The sequence below is a fragment of the Agrobacterium tumefaciens genome (assembly GCF_005221385.1).
Classification (GTDB): Bacteria; Pseudomonadota; Alphaproteobacteria; order Rhizobiales; family Rhizobiaceae; genus Agrobacterium; species Agrobacterium tomkonis.
Map to the genome: position 1 here is coordinate 1,320,278 of NZ_CP039903.1, position 22,143 is coordinate 1,342,420.

A 22,143-nucleotide genomic window follows, 5' to 3' on the forward strand; every position below is an offset into this window, starting at 1 on the left:
AACATGTCTCCAGCCGGAGATATTATTCTTCGCTCTCGGCAAGCGCTTCAAGCTCGGCTGCCGCCTCAGCGGAAAGATAAGGCCTGAAGAGGCTGGAGACCTGCTGCAGCCCCCAACCCAGCTGCTGCGGTCCGAATTCGCTGACGCCTTCCTGCAGATTGAGATAGGCCGCCCAATAGGTCGAGACGATCCACAGATTGGTCAAAACCGCGTCGCGCTCGCTCTCGGGAATGGTCACCAGACCCGCATTCTGCATGCGGCCGACAATGTCGCCAACCGCCAGTCGCATCGCAGCACTTATGGTTCTGACCGGCTCCACCAGTGATGGTGCCAGTGCGATCAGGCCGACCAGGTCGCGAAACAGAAAGCGGTAATTCCACACCAGCGAGAACCATTGCCGAAGAAAACCGGCATAGGTGGCCGCCGCAGCCTCGTCTGCCCCGTCAACGGTTGCGACCAGCATCATCGCATCGGCTTCGAACCGCGCAAACAGCGCGAGAACCAGCGATTCCTTGGTGCGGAAATGATAATAAAGATTGCCCTCGTTAATATCGACCGCAAGGGCGATCTCGGCCGTCGTTACGCGATCAGGCCCGCGCCCGTTGAACAGCTCAAGGGCAGCGTCCAGAATTCTGTCCCGCGTGCGCGCTCGCGCCGGTCGCTCTGCCTCTTTGCTCTTCATCAAAATCCTGCCCCGCCATTGAAACCTAAGGCATACACCTTAAATACCTAAAATAAGGTACACACCTTAACAGCAAAACCCCATTGTTCAAACGCGAATAAGGAGCTGTCGATGATCGGAACCGGCCTTCACACCCCACCCATGGACAAGACCGGGGCAGAGCCCCTGTCAAAACTTGCCACGGCGCGTCTTGCAATCTCGCTTGTCCGCAATCCGTTAAAAGCTCTACCGCCGGATATTTTCAGCGAACCGGCGGTCTTCACCCGGCTCGGCGGCGCGATGCGCGTGCATCTCGCCGATCCCGTGCTGATCCACGAGGCTCTGGTCAAAAATGCCCATCTGCTTGGCAAGGGCGAAGATGTCCGCCGGGTGCTTGGTCCCGCACTCGGTCAGGGTCTGCTGACCGCCGATGGCGACCACTGGAAATGGCAAAGGCAATCCGTCGCGGCCGCATTCCGGCATGAAAAGCTGCTGGAATTGCTGCCTGCCATGATCGAAACGGCACGTCGCACGCAAGCGCGCTGGCGCTCCCCTTCAATCGGCGACATCGATATCGGCCATGAGATGATGCGTACCACCTTCGACATCATTGTCGAGACCATGATGTCCGGCGGATATGGCATCGATATTGCACGTGTCGAACAGAGCATTACCGATTATCTGAAGCCGACAGGCTGGACCTTCGCGCTCGCCATGCTGGGCGCGCCGGAATGGCTGCCCCATCCCGGCCGGCGCAAATCCCGCGCCGCCGTCGATTATCTGCGCGCCAGCCTTGCAACGGTGATCGCCGGCCGGCGGCAAAACCCCACCGACCGAACCGATCTTGTCTCCATGCTGCTGGAAGCCAAAGACCCGGAGACCGGACGCATGATGAGCGATGAGGAAATCATCGACAATCTTCTAACCTTCATCACTGCCGGCCATGAAACGACGGCACTCGGCCTAGCCTGGACTTTCCACCTTCTGTCGCAGAACAGAGAAATTGAAAGAAAACTTGTCGAGGAGATCGAGGCCATCACCGGCGGCGAGCCTGTCGCGGCCGAACATATCGCCAATCTCACCTATACGAGACAGGTGTTTTCGGAGGCGATGCGGCTTTACCCGCCTGCCCCGGTCATCACGCGCACGGCGCTGCAGGATTTCAGGCTCGGGGAGCACGACATTGCAGCCGGAACGGTTCTTTATGTGCCGATCTATGCCGTACACCGGCACGCCGCATTGTGGGATGAACCCGAACGCTTCGACCCGTCACGTTTCGAGCCGGACAGGGTCAAGGCGCGTCACCGTTATGCCTATATGCCCTTCGGCGCCGGCCCGCGCGTCTGCATCGGCAATGCCTTTGCCATGATGGAGGCCGTGGCGATCCTTGCCGTTCTTCTGCAGACCGTCCATCTCGAAAACAGAACCACTGCTGCGGCGGAACCGCTGATGCGGGTGACATTGCGGCCGCAGGACCGGCTGATGATGAGGATCACGCAGCGCTAAAACAAATCGCCCGCGGTGTGATCACCGCGGGCGACTATTATTGCTGAATATGTCACCGGAAGGTGACGATCACAGATCCACGTCGAGGATCGCCATGGAGAAGTTGTACGAGCGGTCGCCGTCTTCGTCATCGATGTAGACGACGCCGAGAAACTCTTCGCCAAGATACACTTCGGCGGAATCGTCTTTGCGCGGACGCGCCTTGACAATCATCTTCTCGTTGAAGGTGCGCTTGAAATAGGCGTCGAGTTTTTTGATTTCGTCGGCTTTCACCACTATTCTCCTGTGCGGTTCGGGTTGGGCCGCTTTTGGCATGGGACAAAGGCCAAAGTAAAGTGAAAGCGGCGCATCATCCGTGTCTTCCACACGGACGAGCGCAATATTCACGACCTGTCAGATATCGGCCCCGATAACCTGGTCCATCAGACGCGAGGGTTCCGAACACCCTGCTTCTCCCACCACGCGCGCCGGAACACCGGCCACGGTGGTCTTCGGCGGAACCGGTTTCAGCACCACCGAACCAGCGGCGATGCGCGAGCAGCTGCCGATCTCGATATTGCCAAGAATTTTCGCGCCCGCCCCGATCATCACGCCATTGGCGATCTTCGGATGGCGGTCCGCCCCCTCCTTGCCGGTGCCGCCGAGCGTCACGCCATGCAGGATGGAAACGTTGTCGCCGATAACTGCGGTCTCACCAACCACCAGTCCGGTGGCATGATCGAGGAAGATGCCCTTGCCGATACGCGCGGCCGGATTGATATCCGTCTGGAAAATGCTCGATGAGCGGCTTTGCAGGTAAAACGCGAAATCCCGGCGGCCCTTCGCAAGCAGCCAATGCGCAAGGCGATGGGTCTGGATGGCATGGAAGCCCTTGAAATAAAGCAGCGGCTCCATGAAGCGCGTGCAGGCCGGGTCGCGATCATAAACGGCCTGGATATCGACACGCAGCACGCTGCCCCATTCCGGCCAGTCATCCAGCATGTCCTGGAAGGTCTGGCGCAGAAGCACGGCCTGCATGTCGGGATGATCGAGGAGTTCGCAGATACGATAGATCACACATTCTTCGAGAGACCGGTGATTGAGGATCGTCGAATAAAGAAAAGCGGAAAGCAGCGGGTCCTGAGCTGCGGCGCTACGCGCTTCATGCAGCAGGCTGCCCCAGATCGGATCGACGATCGCCAGCTGTTCGGGCTGACGGGCCTCGGTACGTGCGACCATGAATGGTCTCCTCGTTTGCAGTGGTCGTTCTTTATACAGAAAAAGACGTGCATTAGAAATGGGATTCGAATGACGACTTTAAAGACGGCAAAGCTTCAGTTTTTCTTCATGCAGCATGAAAAACCGTTTCTTGCCGTCCTGAGCGTCGCCGCATTTCCGCACGAAAAACCGGGCTCCGCATTTCCTGGAAATTCTCCAGATCAAAGCGAGCGGTAAAATTCCAGAACCGCCGCCTTGAACACCCGGTCTCCAACGGCCAGCATATGGTCGCGGCCGGGAATGTCGATTGCCCGCGCATGCGGCATGATCGCGGCGAGTTCCGCGCCCGATCCGGCAATATCGTCATTCGTTCCGACCGCAATCAATGTGGGTGCATCGATCTTTGCCGCCTGTTCATGCGAAACAAGAACCCGCGACGTTTCGATACAGGCGGCAAGCGCCAGCCGGTCGCTTTTTGTCTGGTCCGCGAAAGCGCGGAACATGCGGCCGCGCTCATGGGTGACGACATCGAGCGAAGGTGCAAGAAGCGCCTCAGCGATCGGATCCCAGTCGCCCACACCTTCAACCATGCCGATGCCGAGCCCACCGAATACCAGCGAGCGGACACGCTCAGGATGGGCCATGGCGAGGAAGGCCGAAATGCGCGCGCCCATGGAATAACCCATCACATGCGCTTCCGCGATGCCGAGATGATTGAGCAGCGCCACCGCGTCCCCCGCCATGACGGGCGGATAATAGGCGTCGGGATCATGCGGCTTGTCGCTTGCGCCATGGCCGCGATTGTCGATGGCGATCACCCGATAGCCCGCTTCCCCCAGCGTCTTCAACCAGCCGGGATGCACCCAGTTGACATTGGCGCTGGAGGCAAAGCCGTGGATCAGCAAAACCGGATCACCCGCCGGATCGCCCTCATCGAAATAAGCAAGGCGCAGGCCGTCATGGGAAAAATCTGAAAATTGCGGCAGGTTGAGATTCATCAAGGACATCCTTTTTGCCGGACCATATGGCAGGAAAGCACAAGATTGAACATGTTTTCCTGACGATTTTTATGGAGATGCAATGCGTTTGAGGCTACATATCCGCAACGAAGAGCCGTTGCGCGACGACGGATTGCGGCTCGATAACGATATTGCATTTGGAGACGAACATGGCCGGGCATTCCATTCCCCACTTCCAGAACGATGGCGGACACAGCGTAATCGAGATCGGCGTCAAGGAATTCATGTGCACCGGCGCTTCCGTGCCTTACGATCACCCGCATATCTTCATCGATATGGGCGACGACAACGAGAAGGTCTGTTCCTACTGCTCCACCCTTTTCCGCTACAATCCGTCGCTGAAGGCCGAGCAGACCAACCCTCCGGGCTGCGTCTTCCATGTGAAGGCCGCCTGACCTCCACTTTTGCTGATCGGGGCGCATCATGCCCATAAAATCCGTAGCCATTGTCGGTGCCGGCATCGCCGGTCTCACCGCTGCCCTTTCTTTTGCCCGGCACGGTATCGATTGTGACATCATCGAGCAGGCAGGCGAGCTGACGGAAGTCGGCGCCGGCCTGCAACTCTCCCCCAACGCCGCCCGCATTCTCGCCGAACTCGGCGTAATGCCCGAGATCGAGGCGCGCTGGACCGAGCCGGTCAGCGTCGATCTCGCCTCCGGCAAGTCACTGGCCACGCTATTGTCGCTGCCAATGGGCGCGGTGGCCCGCACACGCTGGGGCGCACCCTATGGCGTGCTTCACCGATCGACGCTGCAAAGCGCGCTTCTGAATGCGGTAAAGGATAATCCGCTCTGCCGCCTGCATCTCGGCAAGCGCATCGAAAGCGCAACGGTCGATGTTATCGCCGCAACCACGTTCCGCGATCACGATCTGATCGTTGGTGCCGACGGCGTCTGGTCGGCGGCCCGTTTTGCCGTGCCTTCCGCGCCGACAGCCACCTTTTCCGGCAACATTGCCTGGCGTTTCACGGTCAGCGAAAACGACGTCCCACCCGCCATCAATAAAAGCGCCGTCACGGCCTATCTCGGTTCGGGCGGCCATGTCGTCGCCTATCCGCTGAAGGAAGTCGGCGGTTTCAACATCGTCGCCATCGCGCTTGGCACCGATCCCGGCGCGACATGGCGGGCAGAATCGAGCGGACGGCAGAAAGCCATGCTGCTCGAACAGTTTCGCGGCTGGAGCCCGGATTTGCTGCGGCTGCTGGAAAAGGCTGAGAACCCCACCTTTTGGCCGCTCTATCAGGCCGGCCCCGGACGCTGGCATAATGGCCGCGATACGGTACTGATCGGCGATGCGGCCCACGCCATGATGCCCTTCGCCGCACAGGGCGCCGCCATGGCGATAGAGGATGCGTTTGAACTTGCGGGAACAATGGCAGGCAGCGGCGGTGGAGCCTCCCTGCCCCTGCCGCAAGCCCTCGCCGCCTTCGAGGCTCTGCGCCTGCCGCGCATAGATAAGGCCCGCAAGCGGGCCTCTCTCAATCGTTTTGCCTATCATGCGAAAGGCCCGGTCCGAATTGCCAGGGACTTCGTATTTTCCACGCGGCCCTCAGAGGCGTTCCTCAGCGATTTCGACTGGCTCTACGGCTATCACGCAAAGGGCTAAGCGTTGGGGACTGATTAGACCCCAGCCGCGGCTGCGAATCCGACTTCTAGGTCGTTTTTCAGATCGGCTATGTCTTCAAGCCCGATCTGCAGGCGGATGACCGGCCCCTCCGACGGCCCCTTCGCAATAGTCCTGTCGATGAGCGACACCGAAACCGCAAGCGATTCGTACCCGCCCCAGGAATAGCCAAGCCCGAAGAAGGTCAAGGCATCGAGGAAGGCGGCTGCCGCCTGCTTGTATTTGCCCTCTTCCGCCTTCAAGACGAAGGAGAAGACGCCGCTCGCGCCCTTGAAATCGCGCTTCCACATTTCATGCCCGGCAAAGCTCGGCAAGGCCGGATGCAGAACACGCACGACGTCGTCACGGCTTTCCAGCCATTGGGCGATATCGAGTGCGCTCTTCTGATGGTGTTCCAGCCTGATGCCCATGGTGCGCATGCCACGCAGGATCTGGTAGGCGTCATCGGAGGTGACGCAGATGCCGAGATTGGTGTTAGCCTGGTAAAGCGCCTTCCAATGTTTTTCATTGGCCGAGACGAAGCCCATCAGTACATCGGAATGACCCGAGGGATATTTGGTGGCGGCGTGAATGGAAATATCGACACCGAAATCAAGCGGCTTGAAATAAAGCGGTGTCGCCCAGGTATTGTCCATCGTGACCACGCAGTCATGCCTGTGAGCGATCTCCGTGATCACCCGGACATCCTGAATCTCGAAGGTATTGGAACCCGGCGCTTCCAGATGCACGAGTTTCGTATTCGGCCGGATCAGCGCCTCGATGCCAGCCCCGATTGCGGGATCGTAATATTCGATCTCCACACCGAGCTTCTTCAGCATCGTGTTGCAGAAGCGGCGTGTGGGGAAATAAACCGAATCGACGACAAGCGCGTGATCGCCCGCACCGAGATAGGCAAGGAACGGCACGGTGATCGCCGCAAGGCCCGACGGCACGAGGATAGTTCCGAACGAACCTTCCAGCTCGTTGACGAGATTGCACAGCGCGTCCGTCGTCGGCGTGCCGTGTGTGCCGTAGGTGTATTTCTGGTTTTCAGTCGAAAGCGTTTCCGCGTCGGGAAAAAGCACGGTCGAGCCGCGTACGATGGGCGGATTGACGAAACCGAAACAGTCCGCGGGATCATTGCCGCCATGGGTCAGGCGCGTATTCACACCTGCGGCGGAAAGCAGGTCATTTGTCTTGGTCATTTCAGATCAGCTTTCGAAGAATATTGACGCGTGCGACAATGCTGAGAGCCAGAGGCAAGGTCAAGCCCCGTAAGGTCACGCGGGATGGGTCATTGATCCATCGTGAAACAGAATACAAGAAGTATACAAAAATCGTGCAAGTGCAAATTTCCGCAAAAATATGCTTATATTTTCACCCTTTGCACACTTCACGACCAAAATTCCGAAAATTCCGTTTTATAGGCACAATTATCGTCGGCATGTCTTGACCCCGCTGCCAATTGCGATTGTGATAGAAAAAGCGGATCGAAAAGATCTCGCTGAGGGGGGAGCTGGGGTAAAACAAACATGCCGGTCCCCTTGCTATTGACGATAACAAACAAAGGTTGGGAAAAATGAAAAAGGCAATTCTGTCAGCCGCTATCGGCGCAGCAGTTTTGGGAGGAGCCTCGGTCGCTTCAGCTGCGACGCTTCAGGACGTGAAGGGAAAAGGTTTCGTCACCTGCGGCGTAAGCGCCGGCATTCCGGGATTTTCCAATCCCGATGACAAGGGCGAATGGTCCGGCATCGACGTGGACTATTGCCGTGGTATTGCCACAGCGGTTTTCGGTGACCCTTCCAAGGCGAAGTTTGTCGCTCTTTCGAGCAAGGACCGCTTTCCGGCTCTCCAGTCCGGCGAAGTCGACGTTCTGACCCGTAACACCACCTGGACGATCAGCCGCGACACCTCTCTCGGCTTCAACTTCCGTACCGTCAACTATTATGACGGCCAGGGCTTCATCGCCAAAAAGGGCCTCAACGTGAAGTCCGCGCTTGAGCTTTCCGGCGCCGCCGTCTGCGTTCAGACCGGCACGACCACCGAGCTCAATCTCGCCGACTATTTCAAGACCAACAATCTGCAATACAACCCGGTCGTTTTCGAAAAGGAAGCCGACGCAACCTCTGCCTATGATTCCGGCCGTTGCGACGTCTACACCACCGACCAGTCCGGTCTCTATGCTATCCGCCTGAAGCTGAAGAACCCGGAAGACAACATCGTTCTTCCGGAAGTCATCTCCAAGGAACCGCTTGGACCGGCCGTTCGTCAGGGTGACGACCAGTGGTTCGACATCGTGACCTGGGTTCACTACGCCATGGTCAATGCAGAAGAACTGGGCATCACCTCCAAGAACGTCGATGAGCAGAAGTCCAGCGCCAATCCGGATATCAAGCGTCTGCTCGGCACCGAAGAAGGCACCAAGATCGGTACCGACCTCGGCGTAACCAACGACTGGGCCTACAACATCGTCAAGCTGGTGGGTAACTACGGCGAAGTCTTCGACCGCAACGTCGGTGCCGGCTCGCCGCTGAAGATCGAGCGTGGCCAGAACGCGCTGTGGACCAAGGGCGGCCTGCAATACGCACCGCCGGTCCGTTGATCGACCCCATCATCGGCTAGATCATGACAGGAGGCTGGGCAACGCCCGGCCTCCATTTTAAAATTATATAAATAAGCTCGCAAAGAGCATATAAAAGGGAAAGGTGCCTATGGCAGGCAACGCGGTCAGTTCGCAACGATCGCGCGCGCAAAGCGCGTCGTCACTTATCAACGATCCACGCATACGCGGAATTTTCTATCAGGTTGTGACAGTCGTCATCCTGACCGCCTTCGTCTGGATCATCGTGACGAATACGATCACCAATCTTCAACGGTCCAACATTTCATCCGGCTTCGGCTTCCTCAACGGAAGAGCCGGCTTCGATATCGGCCAGTCGCTGATCGCTTATACCAGTGATGCGACCTATGGCCGGGCGCTGCTCGTTGGAATTCTCAACACGATCCAGGTTGCATTTTTTGGCATCATCGCCGCCTCGATCATCGGTTTCATCGTCGGCATCGCCCGGCTTTCCAGCAACTGGCTGATTTCGAAGCTCGCGCAGGCCTATGTGGAAATCTTCCGCAACATCCCGCCGCTGCTCGTTATCTTCTTCTGGTACAAGGGCGTCATCTCCGTTCTGCCGCAGGCGCGCGATTCACTGGAGCTGCCGCTTGGAAGCTATCTCAACAATCGCGGCTTCTTCTTTCCCAAGCCGATCTGGGGAGAAGGCACCTGGCTGATACCGCTCGCCTTTCTGGTGGCAATCGTCATCAGCTTTTTCGTTTATCGCTGGGCAAAGGCGAGACAGGAACAAACCGGCCAGCAATTCCGCACCGGCATCACCGCCACACTTCTCATCATCGGCCTTCCGGCCGCGACATTTCTGGCGCTCGGTTCACCGCTGACATTCGACTTCCCGATTGCCGGGCGGTTCAACCTGTCGGGCGGCGCGGTCGTTGCACCTGAATTCATGTCGCTGTTCCTGGCGCTTTCCTTCTACACCGCCTCCTTCATCGCCGAAATCGTTCGCGGCGGCATCAAGGCCGTGGCGAAGGGCCAGACGGAAGCTGCGGAAGCACTGGGGCTGCGTTCCAGCACGACGACACGTCTGATCATCGTGCCGCAGGCAATGCGTATCATCATCCCGCCGCTGACGAGCCAGTATCTCAACCTGACGAAGAACTCCTCGCTTGCGGTCGCGGTCGGCTTTGCCGACATCGTCTCCGTCGGCGGCACGATCCTCAACCAGACGGGTCAGGCAGTCGAAGTCGTCGCGATCTGGCTGGTCATCTATCTCTCGCTGTCCCTGCTCACGGCCGTGGTCATGAACTGGTTCAACGCGAAAATGGCGCTGGTGGAGAGATAATCGATGACATTAAGCAATCACGCTTTTGTGCGACAGACCATCGAGGACGCCAGACCCGCTCCTTCGAGCGCCGTCGGCTTCGGTCATTGGCTGCGCACCAAATTTTTCGCCACACCGAAGGACACCGTCCTTACGGTTCTCGCCCTCGCCTTTCTGGCCTACCTTCTGCCACCGGTGGTGAAGTGGCTGTTCATCGATGCCGTGTGGACCGGCAGCGATCGTATCGCCTGCCTCACCGCTTCTCAGGGCGGCGCGCTTCCGGACGGCCAGTCCGGGGCATGCTGGGCTTTCGTATCGGCCAAGCTCGGACAGTTCATCTTCGGTCGTTATCCGCTTGACGAGCGCTGGCGTCCGATCCTCGTGATGGTGACGTTCGCCATCCTGCTGGTGCCGATGCTCATCCCGAAAGCGCCGTTCAAGCGCCTCAATGCGCTGGTGCTTTTCATCATCCTGCCCTTCATTGCGTTTTTCCTGCTCATCGGCGGCGTCTTCGGCCTGCCGAAGGTGGAAACACAGCTCTGGGGCGGCCTGATGGTAACGCTCATCCTGTCATTCTTCGGAATAACGGTATCCCTGCCCTTCGGCATTCTTCTGGCGCTCGGCCGCCGGTCGAACCTGCCGGTCATCAAGATGCTCTGCGTGCTCTTCATCGAAGTCATCAGAGGCATTCCGCTGATCACCGTGCTGTTCTTCGCCAGCATCATGCTGCCGTTGTTCCTGCCCGATGGCTGGACCTTCGACAAGTTCCTGCGCGCGCTGGTCGGTGTCTCGCTGTTCTCCTCGGCCTATATGGCGGAGGTGATCCGCGGCGGCCTGCAGGCCATTCCGAAGGGGCAATATGAAGGGGCGGATTCGCTCGGCCTGAACTACTGGCAGAAAACGCGACTGATCGTGCTGCCGCAGGCGCTGAAGCTGGTCATTCCCGGCATCGTCAACACCTTCATCGGGCTTTTCAAGGACACGTCGCTGGTCTCGATCATTGGCATGTTCGACCTGCTCGGCATTGTCACACTCAACCAATCGGATGCAAACTGGGCGACACCCGTCACCGCCATGACTGGATATATTTTCGCAGGCTTCGTATTCTGGATATTCTGCTTCGGCATGTCGCGTTATTCGCTGTTCATGGAACGGCACCTCGACACCGGGCATAAACGATAAGGGACGCTCAAATGGCAGAAAACCAAGCAAAAAAACTGGCCGTCTCGACAACGGACGTGGCAATCGAAATCACCGGCATGAACAAGTGGTATGGCGATTTCCACGTATTGCGCGACATCAACCTGAAAGTGATGAAGGGCGAGCGCATCGTCATCGCCGGCCCTTCGGGATCGGGCAAATCGACCATGATCCGCTGCATCAACCGGCTGGAAGAACACCAGTCGGGCTCGATCCAGGTTGATGGCATCGAACTGACCAACGACCTGAAGAAGATCGATGAAGTCCGTCGCGAAGTTGGCATGGTGTTCCAGCACTTCAACCTCTTCCCGCATCTGACCATCCTCGAAAACTGCACGCTGGCGCCAATCTGGGTTCGCAAGATGCCCAAGAAGGAAGCGGAAGAAGTGGCGATGCACTATCTGAAGCGCGTCAAGATCCCCGAACAGGCCCACAAATACCCGGGCCAGCTTTCCGGCGGCCAGCAGCAGCGTGTGGCGATTGCCCGCTCGCTGTGCATGAAGCCGAAGATCATGCTGTTCGACGAGCCGACCTCGGCGCTCGACCCGGAAATGGTGAAAGAAGTGCTCGACACCATGGTCGGCCTTGCCGAAGACGGCATGACCATGCTGTGCGTGACCCACGAAATGGGTTTCGCCCGCCAGGTCGCCAACCGCGTCATCTTCATGGATCAGGGCCAGATCGTCGAACAGAATTCGCCGGCCGAGTTCTTCGACAATCCGCAGCACGAACGTACACGCCTGTTCCTCAGCCAGATCCTGCACTGAGACTGCAATCAGCAACGCATTATCCAACGGGGCCGTTTCGGCCCCGTTTTTTGTTGCAGGGACAATGCGCCACACACCCCGTCATCCTCACCCTTGAGGCGAAGATTCATTGGCGGCCGAAGAGTGGATTCTCGCCTCAAGGGCGAGGATGACGGTAAAGGTGTTCTACCTCATGACTTCGTCACGGTTCGATTCCAATCCAGCCAACAACCGCGCTGAGTCGTCATCTCGCGGCCTGCCTCCCGAGCGAAAGGCCTCGAAAGCAGCAATACTCAGACGCTTTAACCATTTGTTACGAAACAAGAATCCTTGTTTTCCAAGCCTTCTGGCGGCCATTGTCATTTTTTTGTCAAATCATGCATTTTTCCGCTTGCAGACCTTCGGGAGCCTGACTATAAGGGCGCCACACCACAAGCGCACGCGCCCTTCGTCTATCGGTTAGGACGTCAGATTTTCATTCTGAAAAGAGGGGTTCGACTCCCCTAGGGCGTGCCACTTGCCTTCGTGTTATCCCCCATCAAAAATACACAGATACTCTTCACGCCTACGAGTTCGTCGCAGGCGATAGTTGCGTCGGAACCGATTCCCGATCGGCACGTTAGAATGCTGTCCCCCCGATGGAAGGCAAGCCGGAGGAAACGCCAGCGGGCAGATCGACCGGCTTGCCTTTCCCCCTCGATCCGCGGACAGAGCCTTTCCGATAACGCCGGCAGGGATGCCAGCTAAGGGATAAAAACGGCGTCTCCGACCTCCGTCGAGGCAAATTGGCATTGCTCACGCCAAGTGATAGGGGCGATATTTCAAGGCTTTGGCCAGATCACCCGCAGTTTTCCACAGGCCTGCGGACTTCCTCAAAAAATCTCGTCTCGAAGCGAAAAAAATCAATTTTTCCGCTTGCGGACCAACGGGAGCCTGACTATAAGGGCGCCACACCACAAGCGCACGCGCCCTTCGTCTATCGGTTAGGACGTCAGATTTTCATTCTGAAAAGAGGGGTTCGACTCCCCTAGGGCGTGCCACTTGCTTCTCCTTGAAAATCAGCACTCTGCATAAAAAACTTCACGTAACGCGTGAATGCGATGATGATTGCCGTTTGCGGCTCGTTCATCAGCTGTCCCCCCGAAAATTCAAAAAGATCGGCAGCGCCGTCAGGGTGCGAAAGCCGCGTCCAGAACGCGCAGCTGCACACGCCTCTGGCCCTGCCAGAGATCGGCACCCACGGTGCCTGCAACATGGATGGACCTGCCACGCGCATTGAGCAGCATCTGCCCCAGAGGGGCTTCTGCGGCGCGGAATGCGATGCCCTCCAGCCGCGAGCCGTCCATGGCCTCGAGCGTGATTTTGACATGGGCGGTGCCGACGAGGCGCACATCGCGCAGGCGATGGGCCGGAACGGCAAAAATCGGCTGTGAATGGCCCGATCCATAAGGACCCGCCTGCTCCAGCTGGTCGACAAGCTGCAACGTCGCGCCGGACGCACCGATGGCGCCGTCGATCTTCAGCACGCTGCTTTCCACCAGTTCGCTCACCGTCTTGACGGCCGCTTCTTCAAAGAACGTCCTGAGCTTGCCGAGATTGGCGCGCTCCACCGTCAGCCCGGCCGCCATGGCATGGCCGCCACCCTTGACCAGCAATCCCGCCTCCACGGCGGCGCGCACCATGCGGCCCATATCGAAACCATTGATCGAACGGCCCGAACCGGTACCCTTGCCGGAGGGATCGAAAGCAATCGCAAAGGCCGGACGACGGAAGCGATCCTTCAGCCGCGATGCAAGCAGGCCGACAATACCGGGATGCCAGTTTTCCCGGGCGGTGACGATGACGCCGGCGCCTGAACCGTCACCATATTCGAACAGCGCCTCCGCCTCGGCTTCCGCCAGCATCACCGCTTCCATCGCCTGCCGCTCGCGGTTCAGCTCATCCAGCCGCTCCGCAATCACTTCCGCCTGCGAAGTATCCTCAATGGTCAGCAGACGGCTGCCGAGTGCGGCATCGCCGATACGGCCGCCGGCATTGATGCGCGGCCCGATCAGGAAACCGAAATGATAGGGTGTGACCGGCCCGCCAAGCCCCGCCTTCTTGAACAGGGCGGCAAGCCCGGCATTGTTCATATGGCGCGCGGCAATCAACCCCTTCACCACATAGGCGCGGTTCAGCCCCTTCAGCGGCACCACATCGCATACCGTCGCAAGTGCGACGATATCGAGCAGCGACAGCAGATCGAGCGTGAAGGCCTGCCTGTTGCGTCGGTCCTTCAGCAGCCGCAGCGTGGCGACCAGCACGAGAAACACCACGCCGGCGGCGCAGAGATGCCCCTGCCCCGACAGATCGTCCTCGCGGTTGGGATTGACCAGCGCGACAGCCGGCGGCAGTTCCGAACCCACCTGGTGGTGATCGATGACGACAACATCGGTTCCCGCATCCTTGGCGGCCTGCAGCGATTCATGGCTGGTTGAGCCGCAATCGACCGTCACGATCAGGGTCGCACCATTGGCGGCAAGCTGCTGCATCGCCGCCGGGTTCGGCCCGTAGCCTTCGAAAATCCGGTCAGGAATATAGATCTCGGGCGTCAGCCCGAAATGCGCGAAGAACCGGTACATCAAGGCGGAAGAAGCAGCCCCGTCGACATCGTAGTCGCCGAAGATCGCCACCTTCTCGCCGGTCTCGATGGCGCGCACCAGCCGCTCGGCCGCTTTCTCGCAATCGGTCAGCACATGTGGATCGGGCATCAGCGAACGGATGGTCGGATCGAGAAAAGCAAGCGCATCATCCACGCCTACTCCGCGCCCGGCCAGCACGCGGGCAATCAGCTCGGGAATGGCATGGATCTGGGACATGGCCAGCGCGCGGTTCTGTCCGGCCTGATCCAGCCGCGAGACCCAGCGCTGTTCTGTCGCCGACCGCTCCACGCTTAAAAACGCGCGGGCCACGGTATCGGCCGGCTCCATCATTGCCATCCTGTCCATTCGTCCTGTCATGCGCATATATCGGCGCTTTAATGCTTAGAACGGGCTAAATGGCGATGGCGCGTTTTTCAAGCAAAAACGCTTGTTCCGGCTTTCACACTGCAAATATCGAGAAAAACGGGCTGACGATCGATACCGCACCGACCAGCAGCAGCAGCGAGAACACGGCAAGCGAACACCAGTTGCGCTCGTGTTCGGCCATATCGAATTCCATGCTGCGAATATTGTCGTTGGCAGTGTGAGGCCGTGCCCGATGATGGGCAACCGGAACGTCTGCACGCTTATTGTCCTTGAACAGGATGATCGATGTCACGGCCACGCCTCCCTCGCTTGGTGAACAGGATTAACCATAGGGCCGAATCGTGTCGCATTCCAGCGGTTCCGCAGCCGTTTTCTAAAATTTTATGACGGCTGAAAGCCGGTGTTTCGGGGGCGTTTTTTACACCCTTACCAAGGCCTCCCCATGACAAAAAAGACCGCGCTTCCATGTGGAGGCGCGGTCCTCAACGTCAGAAAAATCGTGAAGCGCTTCAGGTCCGCTCGATGCGGATGACCTGCGGCTCGCTGACGAGATATTTCTCGTTCTTGATCGCCTTCACCGCCTTGCGGATCGCATCCTCCATCGTCGCATGGGTGACGAGGATGATGGTCTGCGGCGCGCCTTCCACATGCACGCGCTGGCGCTGCACGATGGATTCCAGCGAGATGTTATTGTCAGCCATGCGGGTGGCGATGGAGGCGAAAACACCGGCCTGATCCTTCACCGTCAGGCGGATGAAATAACCGCCTTCGTGGCTCTTCATCTTGGCGCGGCGATAATCGGCCAGCGATTTTGCCGGACGGCCGAGAACCGGCACCTGCTGGGCGCCGGGGCGGCTCTTGGCGATATCGGCGATGTCGCCGAGTACGGCGGACGCCGTGGCGTTGCCGCCGGCACCCGGACCGACCATCAGCAGCTCACCGAGAATATCGGATTCGATCGCCACCGCATTGGTGACACCATCCACCTGCGCGATGACGGAATCGAGCGGCACCATGGTCGGATGCACGCGCTGTTCGATGCCGGATTCAGTCACCTGCGCCACGCCGAGAAGCTTGATGCGGTAACCGAGTTCGGCAGCCGCCTGAATATCCTCGCTGGAGATATTGGTGATGCCTTCGAGATAGATGTCATCGGCCGAAATCTTGTTGCCGAAGGCAAGCGTCGTCAGGATTGCCAGCTTGTGGGCGGTGTCGTTGCCCTCGATATCGAAGGCCGGATCGGCTTCGGCATAACCGAGCCGCTGCGCTTCCTTCAGACAGGCCTCAAAGGACAGCCCTTCCTTCTCCATCTTGGTGAGGATGTAATTGCAGGTGCCGTTCATGATGCCGTAGATGCGCGACACATGGTTACCGGTGAGAGACTCACGCAGCGCCTTGATCACGGGAATACCGCCAGCCACGGCCGCTTCGAAATTGAGAAGCGCGCCCTTGTCTTCGGCAATGGTCGCGAGTTCCACGCCATGCTTGGCCAGCAACGCCTTGTTGGCTGTCACCACATGGAGACCGCGTGCGAGCGCGGCGCGCACCGCATTTTCAGCCTGACCGGAAGCGCCACCGACCAGTTCGACGAACACGTCGATCTCGGCTTCGCTCGCCAGCTGCTCCGGCGTATCGCACCAGGTAATACCCTTGAGATCGATGCCGCGGTCGCGCGAACGGTCGCGCGCGCTCACCGCAATAATCTCAATCGCGCGTCCGCAGGTAATCGCAAGTTCGTTGCTTCTCTGCTGGAGGATGCGCACGAGCGAAGCGCCGACAGTGCCGAGCCCCGCTATGCCGATTCTCAATGAATCTGCCATGGGTATGTTCCTGATTTGCTGATGATGGTGGCGGCCGAGGCCCGGCCGCCTTCGGTTGCCCTTATCTGTGGGCGTTAAGCGAAACGACATTGTGCATCGTTTCGTCTGCGCTCGACAGGAAGCGCTTCAGATTGCGCGCTGCCTGACGAATTCGATGCTCGTTTTCCACGAGCGCGAGACGGACGTAATCATCGCCCATCTCGCCAAAGCCGATGCCGGGAGCAACGGCGATATCAGCCTTCTCGACCAGAAGCTTGGAGAATTCCAGGCTGCCGAGATGGCGGAACTTTTCCGGGATTTTCGCCCAGGCGAACATCGTCGCCGCCGGCGGCGGAACCTCGAAGCCGGCCTTGCCGAACGTATCGACCATGACGTCACGGCGGCGGCGATAGACGCTGCGCACTTCGGCGATGTCGGAACCGTCGCCGTTAAGAGCATGGGTGGCCGCAACCTGGATCGGCGTGAAGGCGCCGTAATCAAGGTAGGACTTCACGCGGGTCAGCGCCGCGATCAGCCGCTCATTGCCGACGGCAAAGCCCATGCGCCAGCCGGGCATGGAGAAGGTCTTCGACATGGAGGTGAATTCCACCGCAACGTCGATTGCACCGGGAACCTCGAGAACCGAAGGCGGCGGATTGTTGTCATCGAAATAGATTTCCGAATAGGCAAGGTCGGAGAGCACGATGATCTCGTGCTTCTTCGCAAACGCGATGACGTCCTTGTAGAAATCCAGCGAAGCCACATGCGCCGTCGGGTTCGACGGGTAGTTGATGATCAGCGCCAGCGGCTTCGGGATGGAATGGCGCACGGCGCGCTCCAGTGGCCCGAAGAAGCTCTCATCCGGCTCGACATTCATCGAGCGGATAACACCGCCCGCCATCAGGAAGCCGAAGGCATGGATCGGATAGGTCGGGTTCGGACACAGGATCACGTCACCAGGGGCTGTGATGGCCTGCGCCATATTGGCAAAGCCTTCCTTGGAGCCGAGGGTCGCGACGACCTGGGTATCGGGGTTCAGCTTCACGCCGAAACGGCGGGCATAATAGGCGGCCTGCGCGCGGCGAAGGCCGGGAATGCCCTTTGACGAGGAATAACGATGGGTGCGGGGATCCTGAACGACTTCGCAAAGCTTGTCGACGATCGCCTTGGGGGTCGGAAGGTCGGGATTGCCCATGCCGAGATCGATGATATCGGCCCCGGCCGCTCGCGCGCTCGCTTTCAAACGGTTGACCTGTTCGAAGACGTATTGCGGCAGACGCCGGACCTTGTGAAACTCTTCCATCACTTTCCTCATGGGAATGGACCGGTTCTGCCGGCCCATAACGAAGGTTCGTTTTTTGTTTTTAAACGCCGCCGACACGAACCGACCCGGCAGGCGTTATTCATTGTAGCGCAAAGCACGGGAAAACCTACAAGGCTTTTCTCGGCCCACACGCCATCGCGATCATCCACCTGTGCTTCGGGCACAGCCTTTTCGGCCCCTTTGGCAAGGTGGATCGCGCAATAGGATCAAGGAACTTGCATAACGCCAGATTCTTGGAAAATGCAAGGCAAGCCATGCTCAAGAACGGCCATTCCTGTCGTTCAGCCGCGCTCCCCCGTCACAATTGCCGCGCGGATGACCGAAAGCACGCGCTCCGGCTTGATATCCGTGCAGACAAGCTGGCTTGGATGCCCGTCCCAGTCACCTGGCGGGAAGGCGCGGCCATCCGGCTTCTGGATGGTCTGGCCATCGGCAAGCCCACCGCAGACGACGCGCACCGGGCCGTTACGGGTCTCAAACAGATCAGGTGCGACGAGGTAGACGCAGGCGCAGCTGTCATGCACCACCATGCCGTCGCCGGTGCGGGTCTTGTAGAAATCGATGTAGAATTGCGACAGGTCGGACAGCAGCTGCACCGGCTTGCCGCCGGCCTTGGCCATCTCAGCCATGAAGGCGCTTGTCATCACCGTTTTCGTCGTCACGTCAAGACCGACGACGACCACGCGCCAGGGCGCAGTAAAGACAAGATCGGCCGCTTCCGGATCGCCATGAATATTGGCCTCGGCCGCTGGCGACACATTGCCGTTCATGTCGAAGGCGCCGCCCATGACGATGACTTCTTTCACCAGCGCCGCAAAATCCGGCTCCTCGCGCAGCGCCAGCGCCAGATTGGTCATGCGACCGACGGCGATCAGCGTCACCTCACCCGGATTGGCCTTCACCGTCTCGATGATGAAACGATGCGCCGGACGCGGATCGAGCGGCAGATCGACGGTCTCAGGAATGTCGATATCGCCGAGGCCATTTTCGCCATGGATGAAGGTCGGCCAGTGGCCTTCCTTGCGGGCGGGATCGAAGGTTACGCCGGCGCCTTTCGCAACCGGCGCTGTCATCTGCCATTCCCGCTTCAGGAACAGCGCATTGCGGGTGGTGATATCGATGGGCGCATTGCCGAAAACCGTGGTGACGCCGATCAGATCGATATCGGGATGGCGATGCAGGAACAGAAGCGCCATTGCGTCATCTACACCGGGATCCGTATCGAATATCACTTTATGCATAATGCCCTCATCCGTATGTCTCAAGCGCCACCCGTTCTTCCGGCGACGCCACGGAAACATAGCGATAAGCGGCAGTACCGCAATCCCCCCAGGGGCAGCGGATCAGCGAGAAAAATATTGCGCGGCATTGCTTTCGGTGAAAGAAGAGGCCCTCTCCCTTCCGCCTGCCCGGACATCCCAAGTGCAAGACATCGCCCTCAACGTTTTCGTCGTTCTTTTCTGCGTCGCCATCTTTGCCGGATTTATCGATTCCATTGCCGGTGGCGGTGGGCTCATCACCATTCCGGCCATGCTGATCATGGGTATTGCGCCGCTCGACACGCTTGGCACCAACAAGCTGCAGGCGCAGTTCGGCTCAGCCTCCGCCACTCTCGCTTACGCCAGACGCGGCCACGTCAATCTGCGGGAACAATTGCCGATGGCCATCATGGCCATGCTCGGCGGCGGACTCGGTGCTGTCGCCGCCGCCTTCGTGCCATCGGGCGTGCTGCGCACCATTATGCCGTTCCTGCTGATTGCGATCGCGCTTTATTTCGCCTTCAAGCCACAGCTCAGCGATATCGACAGCCATCGCCGCATCACCCCCTTCGTCTTCGGCCTTACGGTAGCGCCGCTGGTGGGTTTTTATGACGGAGTTTTCGGTCCCGGCGCAGGTTCGTTTTACATGCTGGCCTTCGTGGCGCTTGCCGGCTTCGGCATGCTGAAGGCAACCGCCCATACCAAACTTCTGAACCTCGGCTCGAATTTCGGCGGCTTCATCGTCTTCGCCATCGGCGGCGCGGTTCTGTGGAAACTGGGGCTCGCCATGGGGCTCGGCCAATTCGTCGGCGCGCAGATCGGCTCACGTTTCGCCATGAAAAACGGCGCGAAGATCATCCGCCCGCTTCTGGTTCTTTCGTGTCTGGCAATGGCGACGAAGCTGCTTGTCGATGCTTCGTCCGCCTGGTCCATCGCCACGATCTGGGAAACCATTTTCCCGAAATAAGTGAGAGGCAAAGCGCCTTCGCTCATTCAGGCGATCGACGGGAATGGGGCTCTTTGCGTCAGCCGGTGGCGCGACGTCTGCGATCGGCGATTTCCCTGATCACCACCATGGCGCCGATAAGCTTGTAGGCGGAAGAATAACAGGGCGACATTTCCAGCGACTTGACGACCGTGTGGCCGTTCTGGTCTTCCGCATAGGTGTATTTCGACGTATCGCCCTTGAAGCAATTGTCGAGCTTTTCGCGCAGATGGTTCTGGAAGCGGTGAACGCCGACCAGCTCGGCGATATGGCACCCCAAAAGCCCTTCCGGCGCATTGCGCTGGAATGCATCGAGCGCATTGGCGAAGGACACGCGATAACCGGGAGAAACGATAACCACCGGCTCGTCGAGGTCGTTGAGCATGTCCTCATCGAGGATCAGGTGGCGGTGATGCCATTCCAGGCTATCCTCGTCCTCGTCGCCGATGACCTTTGCCTTGAGCGGCATGCCGACATACCGGTCAACCAGGGTTCGCAGAAGCTCGGAATTGCGCTGCACGCAGCCAAGGTCTTCCGCCTCGTGGTTGAGGAGGTCGATGGCGAAGCGGAACTGCTCGCGAATATCTTCCGAGCTTTCAGTCTGACGGCCGACAATACGCTCGAGAAGCTGCTCCAGTTCACGTTCCAGCACTGCGATCTTGTTGGCTTCGTTTTTGCCAACGGCAGATTGCAGTTCCGTATAACGCAGCCAGAACAGCTCTATCAAATCTTTCAACCCAACTCTCCCTGAACGGGCAAACACCCCGCTCTCAATCCGAAAGGATAGACCCTTTATCCCTGATCATAGCCTCTTTGCGCTTAAAAATGACGTAACGAAGCGCAAAAACGCCATCGGGATTGTTGTCCAAAATATCACAGCCACCGCTGTTTTTTCAATTTCGATAATCCATGAACGAAAAATGAGGTTCCACTAATATGGAAAAATGTCGAAACGCACAATTTCCCGGCCGAATTTAATATAAACCGCGGAAAATCCGGCTGCGCCGCAATCGCCTCAGATCTGGTGTTTCACGTCCCAGCGGTCGTGATACCACAGCCACTGTCCGGGATATTCGCGCACCCAGCTTTCCACCTTGTCGTTCAGCAGCTGCGCGGTTGCCTGAATATCGACATTGCCCTTTTCATCGCGCGGAATCTCGACCTTCGGCTCGATTTCCAGCCGGTAGCGATTATCCGGCAGACGCACGCAGCGGGCGGGATAAACATCGCAGTTGAACTGCCGCACCAGCTTGGCAAGCAGCGGATTGGTGCGAACCTCAAGCCCGAAGAACTTCGTCGTCAGGCCCTTGCTGAACTTCTGGTCAACGAGAACGCCGACACCGCCGCCCCTTTCCAGCTGCCGCGCCAGCGCGAAGGACGAGCCGGCATGCGACGGCACGAGATTACCCATGCGCTCCTTGCGGAAATTGAACACCTTGTCGGCGACATACGGATTGTTTGGCGGACGAAACAGCACCGTCACGTCCAGACCGAAGGCAGAACTCGCGACAGGCAGCAGCTCGAAATTACCGCTATGGGCGGTAAAGACGATGAAGGGCCGCGGATTGTCGCGTAGCTCAAGGAATGTCGAAATGCCCTCGACCTGAATGCGCCCCGGCTCGTTCTTTTCCGGATCGAAATCAAACAGCCGATCGAGAAACACATATTCCGCCGCCAGCCGCCCCATATTGGCCCAGCTATCCATGGCGATCGCAAGCCGTTCTTCCTCGGATTTTTCCGGAAAGGCACGCGCCAGATTGTAGAGCATCAGCTTGTGGCGGCCGGTTTTCGGCCCCACGAAGCGCGCCAGCCGGTCGGCGGCGCGAATGCCCGCATCGGCCGGAAAAAGCTTCAGCAGATTGAGAAGGCCGAAGGCGAATGTCGCAATCAGCCATTGCCGGAAGTGGTCCAGTTTCAGGACGATCCGCGTGAGGAATAATTTCACGATGG

At 58.7% G+C, this 22,143-nt stretch carries 20 protein-coding genes and 2 tRNA genes; 10 read left to right on the top strand and 12 right to left on the bottom strand.

From position 1 onward, the window contains the following. Positions 1 to 22 precede the first annotated feature (22 nt). Positions 23 to 682, bottom strand: a complete 660-nt coding sequence (locus tag CFBP6623_RS06615) for a TetR/AcrR family transcriptional regulator (protein ID WP_046800093.1) — start codon at positions 680 to 682, stop codon at positions 23 to 25. Between the two features lie 111 nt (positions 683 to 793). Between CFBP6623_RS06615 and CFBP6623_RS06620 the strand changes: the two genes are divergently transcribed. Continuing rightward, positions 794 to 2,167 (top strand): cytochrome P450, encoded by a 1,374-nt coding sequence (locus CFBP6623_RS06620; protein WP_046800092.1) that lies wholly within the window; start codon positions 794 to 796, stop codon positions 2,165 to 2,167. A 69-nt stretch (positions 2,168 to 2,236) separates the two neighbouring features. Here the strand turns inward: CFBP6623_RS06620 and CFBP6623_RS06625 are convergent, their stop codons facing one another. The 3 genes from CFBP6623_RS06625 to CFBP6623_RS06635 all read right to left on the bottom strand — a co-directional run bounded on the left by CFBP6623_RS06625 (position 2,237) and on the right by CFBP6623_RS06635 (position 4,362). Then, the gene (locus CFBP6623_RS06625; protein WP_003502851.1) at positions 2,237 to 2,440 is read right to left on the bottom strand and encodes a DUF3126 family protein; all 204 of its coding nucleotides are present in this window, start codon (positions 2,438 to 2,440) and stop codon (positions 2,237 to 2,239) included. 120 nt (positions 2,441 to 2,560) lie between these two features. Then, on the bottom strand, positions 2,561 to 3,385 hold the full coding sequence (gene cysE, locus CFBP6623_RS06630; RefSeq protein WP_046800091.1) for a serine O-acetyltransferase: 825 nt from the start codon (positions 3,383 to 3,385) through the stop codon (positions 2,561 to 2,563). Positions 3,386 to 3,585: 200 nt separating this feature from the next. Next, on the bottom strand, positions 3,586 to 4,362 hold the full coding sequence (locus tag CFBP6623_RS06635; RefSeq protein WP_046800114.1) for an alpha/beta fold hydrolase: 777 nt from the start codon (positions 4,360 to 4,362) through the stop codon (positions 3,586 to 3,588). A 170-nt stretch (positions 4,363 to 4,532) separates the two neighbouring features. Between CFBP6623_RS06635 and CFBP6623_RS06640 the strand changes: the two genes are divergently transcribed. Together CFBP6623_RS06640 and CFBP6623_RS06645 are read left to right on the top strand one after the other, a co-directional pair. Then, on the top strand, positions 4,533 to 4,778 hold the full coding sequence (locus CFBP6623_RS06640; protein ID WP_046800090.1) for a zinc-finger domain-containing protein: 246 nt from the start codon (positions 4,533 to 4,535) through the stop codon (positions 4,776 to 4,778). A 28-nt stretch (positions 4,779 to 4,806) separates the two neighbouring features. Continuing rightward, positions 4,807 to 5,988, top strand: a complete 1,182-nt coding sequence (locus CFBP6623_RS06645) for an FAD-dependent monooxygenase (protein ID WP_046800089.1) — start codon at positions 4,807 to 4,809, stop codon at positions 5,986 to 5,988. A 14-nt stretch (positions 5,989 to 6,002) separates the two neighbouring features. Here CFBP6623_RS06645 and CFBP6623_RS06650 read toward each other — a convergent pair whose 3' ends face one another. Further along, positions 6,003 to 7,190 carry a cystathionine beta-lyase gene (locus tag CFBP6623_RS06650; RefSeq protein WP_046800088.1) on the bottom strand — a complete coding sequence of 396 codons (1,188 nt, stop codon included), beginning with the start codon at positions 7,188 to 7,190 and terminating at the stop codon, positions 6,003 to 6,005. Between the two features lie 374 nt (positions 7,191 to 7,564). On the opposite strand from CFBP6623_RS06650, the gene CFBP6623_RS06655 reads away from it, so the two are divergent. From CFBP6623_RS06655 to CFBP6623_RS06685, 6 genes are all read left to right on the top strand, one after another. Next, positions 7,565 to 8,587: an amino acid ABC transporter substrate-binding protein gene (locus CFBP6623_RS06655; RefSeq protein ID WP_046800087.1), complete on the top strand. Its 1,023-nt coding sequence runs from the start codon at positions 7,565 to 7,567 to the stop codon at positions 8,585 to 8,587. A gap of 109 nt (positions 8,588 to 8,696) precedes the next feature. Then, positions 8,697 to 9,893, top strand: coding sequence for an amino acid ABC transporter permease (locus CFBP6623_RS06660; RefSeq protein WP_046800086.1), 1,197 nt, complete (start codon positions 8,697 to 8,699; stop codon positions 9,891 to 9,893). Positions 9,894 to 9,896: 3 nt separating this feature from the next. Continuing rightward, positions 9,897 to 11,054, top strand: a complete 1,158-nt coding sequence (locus tag CFBP6623_RS06665; protein WP_080842079.1) for an amino acid ABC transporter permease — start codon at positions 9,897 to 9,899, stop codon at positions 11,052 to 11,054. Positions 11,055 to 11,065: 11 nt separating this feature from the next. Next, entirely contained in the window at positions 11,066 to 11,839 is a 774-nt protein-coding gene (locus tag CFBP6623_RS06670; protein WP_046800084.1) for an amino acid ABC transporter ATP-binding protein, read from the top strand. Positions 11,840 to 12,259: 420 nt separating this feature from the next. Then, positions 12,260 to 12,334, top strand: a tRNA-Glu gene (locus CFBP6623_RS06675). Positions 12,335 to 12,783: 449 nt separating this feature from the next. Beyond that, a tRNA-Glu gene (locus tag CFBP6623_RS06685) sits at positions 12,784 to 12,858 on the top strand. 129 nt (positions 12,859 to 12,987) lie between these two features. On the opposite strand, the gene recJ is transcribed toward CFBP6623_RS06685, so the two are convergent. The 5 genes from recJ to CFBP6623_RS06710 all read right to left on the bottom strand — a co-directional run bounded on the left by recJ (position 12,988) and on the right by CFBP6623_RS06710 (position 19,190). Beyond that, positions 12,988 to 14,796, bottom strand: coding sequence for a single-stranded-DNA-specific exonuclease RecJ (gene recJ, locus CFBP6623_RS06690; protein ID WP_080842078.1), 1,809 nt, complete (start codon positions 14,794 to 14,796; stop codon positions 12,988 to 12,990). A gap of 103 nt (positions 14,797 to 14,899) precedes the next feature. After that, complete coding sequence (locus tag CFBP6623_RS26740; protein WP_046800083.1) at positions 14,900 to 15,124, bottom strand: hypothetical protein; 225 nt, start codon at positions 15,122 to 15,124, stop codon at positions 14,900 to 14,902. A 211-nt stretch (positions 15,125 to 15,335) separates the two neighbouring features. Beyond that, complete coding sequence (locus CFBP6623_RS06700) at positions 15,336 to 16,646, bottom strand: homoserine dehydrogenase (RefSeq protein WP_080842076.1); 1,311 nt, start codon at positions 16,644 to 16,646, stop codon at positions 15,336 to 15,338. Positions 16,647 to 16,707: 61 nt separating this feature from the next. Continuing rightward, entirely contained in the window at positions 16,708 to 17,928 is a 1,221-nt protein-coding gene (locus CFBP6623_RS06705; RefSeq protein WP_046800081.1) for an LL-diaminopimelate aminotransferase, read from the bottom strand. Between the two features lie 302 nt (positions 17,929 to 18,230). Then, complete coding sequence (locus CFBP6623_RS06710) at positions 18,231 to 19,190, bottom strand: nucleoside hydrolase (protein WP_080842075.1); 960 nt, start codon at positions 19,188 to 19,190, stop codon at positions 18,231 to 18,233. Positions 19,191 to 19,371: 181 nt separating this feature from the next. On the opposite strand from CFBP6623_RS06710, the gene CFBP6623_RS06715 reads away from it, so the two are divergent. Further along, positions 19,372 to 20,175 (top strand): TSUP family transporter, encoded by an 804-nt coding sequence (locus CFBP6623_RS06715; RefSeq protein WP_080842603.1) that lies wholly within the window; start codon positions 19,372 to 19,374, stop codon positions 20,173 to 20,175. Positions 20,176 to 20,233: 58 nt separating this feature from the next. Here the strand turns inward: CFBP6623_RS06715 and CFBP6623_RS06720 are convergent, their stop codons facing one another. Both CFBP6623_RS06720 and CFBP6623_RS06725 read right to left on the bottom strand, forming a co-directional pair. Further along, positions 20,234 to 20,929, bottom strand: coding sequence for a hypothetical protein (locus CFBP6623_RS06720; RefSeq protein WP_046800079.1), 696 nt, complete (start codon positions 20,927 to 20,929; stop codon positions 20,234 to 20,236). Between the two features lie 279 nt (positions 20,930 to 21,208). After that, entirely contained in the window at positions 21,209 to 22,138 is a 930-nt protein-coding gene (locus CFBP6623_RS06725; RefSeq protein ID WP_052818591.1) for a lipid A biosynthesis lauroyl acyltransferase, read from the bottom strand. Positions 22,139 to 22,143 lie beyond the last annotated feature (5 nt).

Coding starts and splice junctions, on each gene's coding strand:
- CFBP6623_RS06700 (WP_080842076.1), bottom strand. CDS start 16,646: ATGGCAGATTCATTGAGAATCGGCATAGCGGGGCTCGGCACTGTCGGC.
- recJ (WP_080842078.1), bottom strand. CDS start 14,796: ATGGCAATGATGGAGCCGGCCGATACCGTGGCCCGCGCGTTTTTAAGC.
- CFBP6623_RS06620 (WP_046800092.1), top strand. CDS start 794: ATGATCGGAACCGGCCTTCACACCCCACCCATGGACAAGACCGGGGCA.
- CFBP6623_RS06645 (WP_046800089.1), top strand. CDS start 4,807: ATGCCCATAAAATCCGTAGCCATTGTCGGTGCCGGCATCGCCGGTCTC.
- CFBP6623_RS06655 (WP_046800087.1), top strand. CDS start 7,565: ATGAAAAAGGCAATTCTGTCAGCCGCTATCGGCGCAGCAGTTTTGGGA.
- CFBP6623_RS06710 (WP_080842075.1), bottom strand. CDS start 19,190: ATGCATAAAGTGATATTCGATACGGATCCCGGTGTAGATGACGCAATG.
- CFBP6623_RS06615 (WP_046800093.1), bottom strand. CDS start 682: ATGAAGAGCAAAGAGGCAGAGCGACCGGCGCGAGCGCGCACGCGGGAC.
- CFBP6623_RS06670 (WP_046800084.1), top strand. CDS start 11,066: ATGGCAGAAAACCAAGCAAAAAAACTGGCCGTCTCGACAACGGACGTG.
- CFBP6623_RS06650 (WP_046800088.1), bottom strand. CDS start 7,190: ATGACCAAGACAAATGACCTGCTTTCCGCCGCAGGTGTGAATACGCGC.
- cysE (WP_046800091.1), bottom strand. CDS start 3,385: ATGGTCGCACGTACCGAGGCCCGTCAGCCCGAACAGCTGGCGATCGTC.
- CFBP6623_RS06635 (WP_046800114.1), bottom strand. CDS start 4,362: ATGAATCTCAACCTGCCGCAATTTTCAGATTTTTCCCATGACGGCCTG.
- CFBP6623_RS06640 (WP_046800090.1), top strand. CDS start 4,533: ATGGCCGGGCATTCCATTCCCCACTTCCAGAACGATGGCGGACACAGC.
- CFBP6623_RS06660 (WP_046800086.1), top strand. CDS start 8,697: ATGGCAGGCAACGCGGTCAGTTCGCAACGATCGCGCGCGCAAAGCGCG.
- CFBP6623_RS06705 (WP_046800081.1), bottom strand. CDS start 17,928: ATGGAAGAGTTTCACAAGGTCCGGCGTCTGCCGCAATACGTCTTCGAA.
- CFBP6623_RS06665 (WP_080842079.1), top strand. CDS start 9,897: ATGACATTAAGCAATCACGCTTTTGTGCGACAGACCATCGAGGACGCC.